General features: G+C 40.1%; 2 protein-coding genes. Both read left to right on the top strand.

Going from position 1 to position 531, the window contains the following annotated elements:
- A partial coding sequence (locus ACNOHI_RS25560; RefSeq protein ID WP_128769163.1) for a hypothetical protein occupies positions 1-217 on the top strand: 217 nt, incomplete at its 5' end.
- 60 nt (positions 218-277) lie between these two features.
- Positions 278-531, top strand: a 254-nt coding sequence (locus ACNOHI_RS25555; RefSeq protein WP_420477529.1) for a hypothetical protein, incomplete at its 3' end; no start/stop codon positions are given.

The raw sequence follows: 531 nt of genomic DNA, 5'->3' as shown, positions 1-531 counted from the left end.
CATGCCTGGATCATCACTCACGACACAGCAACTTTTTGGACAACTTTATGGGCTTCATACGGAAGAACAGGTTGACGATTTCATTGCAGCAAATCCTGGTATTTTCAAAGCGGCGAATTGGTTCCTCTTGGGCGGGCATGAAAATAATTATGGAGTGATTGAGAACCAGCAGGCTTCGCCTTACGGGGCCTTAGTGTTTTATAAGACCTGCTTTTGAGATCAATTTCATTTTGGTTGCTTTTTTCCTGACTTTTGATAATAGCTTTTTAGTTAAGTCATGGTAGAAACCAAAGAAGAAACTTATCACGGCATATGGTTTTTACCAAACAGCCAAATAACAGTCCAGGGAGATTTAACTGTGACCGATTTTATTATCGAACTTCACCTTACCGATCCCAATAACCGCGAGCTTTCTGAAGAACAAGAGGCAAGGGATATAGAAGAGCTTAGATATCCGGTGATACATGGTTTGGGAAATTATGGTGAAAAAATCACGCTTTACGATTGTTCCGGGTTTATAGATAACTTAAA

It is taken from the genome of Noviherbaspirillum sp. ST9 (genome assembly GCF_048799745.1).
Lineage (GTDB): Bacteria > Pseudomonadota > Gammaproteobacteria > Burkholderiales > Burkholderiaceae_D > Noviherbaspirillum.
The sequence above is the reverse complement of the archived record's forward strand: the minus strand, read 5'-3'. Positions and strand labels throughout refer to the sequence as shown.